The following is a 4516-nucleotide window of genomic DNA, read 5'->3' as shown; positions in this document are numbered from 1 at the left end:
TTGGTGCATTTACTTTGTGCACAATTCTAGGTGTCTCTGCTCAGGAGGTTCTCTGGCAGAAAGATATTAAGTCCTCTACTCAGGATTTCCTAAGTCAAGTGACTACCACAATAGATCAGCAGTATCTTATTACAGGAAGCTCAATTCAGAGCGATAAACTTCAACAGGGAAGTAAACAAAATAACGGTTATGATTTCCACCTGGTTAAACTGAACCAGCAGGGAGAAGAAGCCTGGGAAAAGTATTTCTCCGGAAACAACCACGATTATTTATCTGCAACGGTAACCACTCAGGATGGTGGATTCCTATTAGCCGGAACCTCCTATTCCGGAAAGGGACTGGATAAAAAAGAGGATTCCAAAGGCGGATCAGACATCTGGCTGATTAGGATTAATGAATTCGGAGATGAATTATGGCAGAAAACATTGGGAACCTCTTCTGATGAAGAAGCCAGGGCAGTTATTCAAAGTACAGACCTGGGCTTTTTTGTAGCCGGAAATGTACAAAACTCATCCAAAGGCTATGGTTCTAAAGATGTCTGGATCACCAGACTGGACAAAGACGGAAAGGAACTCTCCCAACTGATCTTAGGTGGAAAAGGTTTAGATGAAGTAGAGAAAATGATTCCAACAAAAGACGGCGGAGCATTATTGGGAGTTTATTCCAGAAGTTCCGAGGTGCGCGATACGGGATCAGGGGTTAGAACCCGTGAAGAGAAGTCTTCAGGTGAAAGATCTGTCAGTGCAACAGCCATTAGCCAAATGCCAAAAGCCAGCAGCAACTTCGGTGAAGGCGACTACTGGATCATCAAACTGGACAAAACCGGAAAAGTAGAATGGGAAAAGAACTTTGGAGGGAAAGGAGATGATCATATCAGAACATTAGCTTTAACTTCAAACGGGTATATCATCGGTGGAGAATCCCGCTCAGACAGATCCGGAAACAAAACGGTAGGTACCCAAGAAGGAACGGACCTTTGGCTGATTGCTCTTAACGAAAGAGGAGATGAGCAGTGGCAAAAGTCCTACAATTTCAAAAACCGTGATATCCTGATGGGAATGAGTGTGATTCATTCTGCAGACAATCAATCCAAAGGAATTTTATTAGGCGGTTATACCCAGGCAGAAGGAAGAATAGAAAAAGATGATGAAACCTTTTGGATGCTGTATCTGGATGGTAACGGAAATGAACAGTGGAGAAAATATGTGGCAGGAGAATCCAGACAAAAAGAAGAGCGGCTTTCAGATTTGAAGCTGAACCGCGATGGTTCTATTGTTTTAGCAGGAACCAGTGCGAAGGAACTTGGAAAAGAGAATTGGAAGATTGTAAAATTGGGTGATAAGCAGGTCAATGACCTGATAGAGAAGTATGATATTAAGATCTATCCCAATCCGGTATCAGACTATGCTTATGTAGAAATTGGCTTTGACTTCAAAGAGGCTGATATTATGCTGTATGACATGAGCGGAAGACAGCTTCAGAACTTCAAAACCAAGAATAGGGTGACTAAGATCAATACTCAGGCTTTGGTACAGGGTGCTTATCTGGTGACTATAAAAACTGATAATAACAAAACAGCTAATGCAAAGCTGATAAAAAAATAAAAAAATGAAAAAAATAATTGTTTTGGTTGCCATGTTATCTGCTATTATAGTGCATACTCAAACCAATTCTGCTATGATACAAAACTCAGTCAATAATACTGCTGCACAATCTCCTAATGCTGCTGCATTATTCAGATATTCTGAAACTCCGGTTTCTTTATATACAGGAGTGCCGGATATTAACATACCACTTTACACAATCAAGGAAGGGGATATCGAAGTTCCTATATCCATTTCATATCATTCGGGAGGGATAAAGGTAAATGATGAGGCATCCTCAATAGGGCTAGGTTGGTCACTGAACACAGGAGGAATGGTGTCACATATTATGGCCGGAGCGAATGATTTCAGTATGTATGGATATTATAATATTTACCCCAAGAGTGGCAATGGTTATATTGGTTCAGTGTCAGGATGCCCTACACCTCCATGGAACAATAGTACTTCTGTAAGTTCATTTTATGCTAATAATTTTCGTTTACTTGCTAATGATGAACAAGGTTCTTTATATTCTGGATATGATTTTCAGCCAGATTTATTTCTAATTAATTTACCGGGTAAAAGTTATAAAGCCTATTTAGATATGGCAAAAACAACTAAGACCGACTATCCTAAATTTGCAATAGAAGGACAGCCCAATATCAATTTTAAAATTATCCCTAATCAAGGTTTTCGACCTAGTGCCTATGGAGACTACAATTTTCAAATTATTGATGAAAAAGGCTTAAAATACTATTTTGATCAAAAAGAAATAACAAGATCTACTTATACAATGCCTGCTAGTAGTATTTCTCAACTTCTTTCAAAAATAGAAGATACAAAAGGAAAGAATATTCAGTTTTTTTATTCTAATTTCTCACTTAATGGCATATGGAGATTAGCTGGTTCAAGAAGTACCAGGATAAATTTCACCACTACACAGGGAGCCCCTTCAGCAAATGGGGCCCCTCAGTATTTTAATAATAATCTTGGAGGAACTTATTATAATAAGCAAAGAATAGATGAAAATTACATTCAAAGAATTGAATTTACTAATGGGAGAGTTGAATTTTCATGGGACGATAGGGAAGATGTATATAATTCTAAGAAATTAGTTTCTGTCAAAATATATAACAACTATAAACTCATCAAGCAATATGATTTCAATTATGATTATTCAGTGGCTAATGACAATCTCAATACGGCAAAGGTAGCTAGCTGGCTTACGGCTCCAAATAATAAGATATTTACCCATAGATTGCGATTATTAGGGCTAACAGAATCATTAACTAATGAAAAATATTCTTTTGATTATAACACTACTTATAATTTACCTAATAAATTAAGTTTTTCTGTGGACTTTTGGGGGTATTATAACGGGCAGAATAATGATGATACCTTTATTCCATCTCCAGATAAATTTGTAAAAGGTACAAATCCATTTAATCTTACATCTTTTAACAAAGATGCCAGTGGATATTGGTATCAACTTCCTGCTTATCAAATTCCAAGTCCAACAGCACCTATTTTTGATGAAGAGCCAACCATCCTTTATACTTATACTGCGGATGGTAAAAAATATTTATCTGATAGAAGGGCTTCTCTTAGTGCATTAGCAGGAATTTTAACTGGAATAAATTATCCTACAGGAGGAAAAACTGAATTTGAATATGAATTGAATACATTTTCTAATTATCCAATACAGTCACTATTGGATAATATGAACTCAGGCCCTGAAAAAGACTATAGTTTAGGAGGAGGAGTAAGAATAAAAAGTATTAAAACAATAGAAAAACCAGGAGCAATTCCATTAATTAAAAATTATATTTATGAAGAGCTTAATAATAATGGAACAAAGATTACCTCTAGTGGAAATTTAGCTGAATTTCCAAAATTCTATGAAATAGAAAACAGATGTTATATTACCAGCCAAACTCATACTGAAGGAACCATTCTGGCAAATCCCAATTGTTCAATTCAATATTTGCCAAGTTCATATGGACAGTATCCATTTAAAATATCAGTATATGAAGGGACTCCTGCTCAGGGAGTATCAACCCTTACTCAAAAAGGAGCTGTCGGATATTCAAAAGTTATAGAGAAGATTGATGGAAAAGGAAAAACAGAAAGCTATTTTGTTAATAATGTTAGCGGTTCATGTTTGAATATGATGCCTAGAGGAAAAAATTATTTTATTGGAAACGGAGACATAATCAAACAACGTTATTATAATGAAGATAATTCATTATTGAAAGAGACGGAATACAAGTACAAATTTAATTATCAGGACAATTTAAATACCTATTTTATATCTGGTTCCATATTAGAGCCTGTAAACACATTCATTGATTATAATTTTGCCCAGCAGTCTTATCCTACCTTTGGAGGACTTATCCACAGTTATACTGTAAGTCTTTACAAATCTTTATTAGACTCCACAACTACAAGAGAGTATTTACCGGCTGGAACCAGTAATTATTTAGAAACAAAAACATTTACTACATATAATAATAAATATTTGCCAAGCATCCAAAAAACAACTTATCCAAATAAATCAATAACTGAAACAACTTATAACTACGCTCAAGAGAAGGGAAATCAATTGCTAATTAACAAGAATATGCTAGAGATTCCATTAGAGACAATTAATGCAAAGACTGTTAATGGGATTACAAAGATGATATCTAAAACAGAAACTGTATATCCTACTGTCTTACCAGATAGTCAGACTGGAAATCTTGTACTCCCGAAGTCTATAGCATCTTATGATTTGATAAGTAATAACTCATCAACAGAAATAAATATGGATAAATATGAGTCTGGTAACCTTGTACAATATACAACCAAGTCAGGTATTCCTGTTTCAGTAATTTGGGGATACAATAATACATTACCAATTGCAAGAATTGAAGGTGCTAAATATAATGATATAG

2 protein-coding genes are annotated in these 4516 nt (G+C 35.5%); both read left to right on the top strand.

The window, feature by feature from the left end; genetic code table 11:
• A partial coding sequence (locus tag BBH99_RS09840; RefSeq protein WP_066695069.1) for a T9SS type A sorting domain-containing protein occupies positions 1 to 1604 on the top strand: 1604 nt, incomplete at its 5' end.
• Between the two features lie 4 nt (positions 1605 to 1608).
• On the top strand, positions 1609 to 4516 hold a 2908-nt coding region (locus tag BBH99_RS09835; protein ID WP_131799208.1), incomplete at its 3' end, for a hypothetical protein.

The sequence above is a fragment of the Chryseobacterium contaminans genome (genome assembly GCF_001684955.1).
Taxonomy (GTDB): domain Bacteria; phylum Bacteroidota; class Bacteroidia; order Flavobacteriales; family Weeksellaceae; genus Chryseobacterium; species Chryseobacterium contaminans.
This window is presented reverse-complemented; position numbering and strand designations above follow the sequence as displayed.